Consider the following 600-nt stretch of genomic DNA (forward strand, 5'->3'; position numbering starts at 1 on the left):
GAAAATCATCTTCTTGGCGCGTCGGAGCAGTTGGCATGGTGTTTGCTGATCCCTGGTTACAAGCGGCAGAAAGCAGTCTGCATGATGCCGGTTCATGAAACGAACGGAACGGAGGCCACCTGACCGTTCGTCATCGGATCCGCGTTCTACCAAGCGGCCATGCATCCGCCGGCGGAAGGGTCAATCCCGATGTCACAGCTTGCAACCAACTCAAAGAGAAGGAAAATGCAATGACCAAGATTTCCGAAAGATCCTTTGAAACGATCGAAAACCCGGGGTCATCGTCGCTCAAGGTGCCAGATCAGTTCGGCGCATCTGTTGAAAAGGGGAACAAGAAGGTGACAGAGGCTTTTTTGAAATTTGCGTCCGGCGCTGAAGCGACACAGAAAATGCTGCCTCCGATCCTCGAAACGACAAGTCTATTCGGCAACGAATTGTGGTGGAAGACGATCGCTGCACTGCAGGCCGACGCCGAGGCCAGCTTCTCACATTTGCAAGCTTTGCTGGGCGCGAATTCGCCGTCGCAGATCCTCGAACAGCAGTCGACCTTTTTCCGCAAGCGCGTTGAGACAAGTTTGCAGCACGCCAAGGAAGTCCGGG

1 protein-coding gene is annotated in these 600 nt (G+C 54.2%); it reads left to right on the top strand.

Going from position 1 to position 600, the window contains the following annotated elements; genetic code table 11:
- Positions 1-230: 230 nt before the first annotated feature.
- Positions 231-600 (top strand): phasin (locus tag QWJ46_RS31080; RefSeq protein ID WP_275245450.1); only part of this gene is annotated, 370 nt, incomplete at its 3' end.

This window comes from Rhizobium sp. CBN3 (assembly GCF_030518245.1).
Taxonomy (GTDB): Bacteria; Pseudomonadota; Alphaproteobacteria; order Rhizobiales; family Rhizobiaceae; genus Rhizobium; species Rhizobium aethiopicum_A.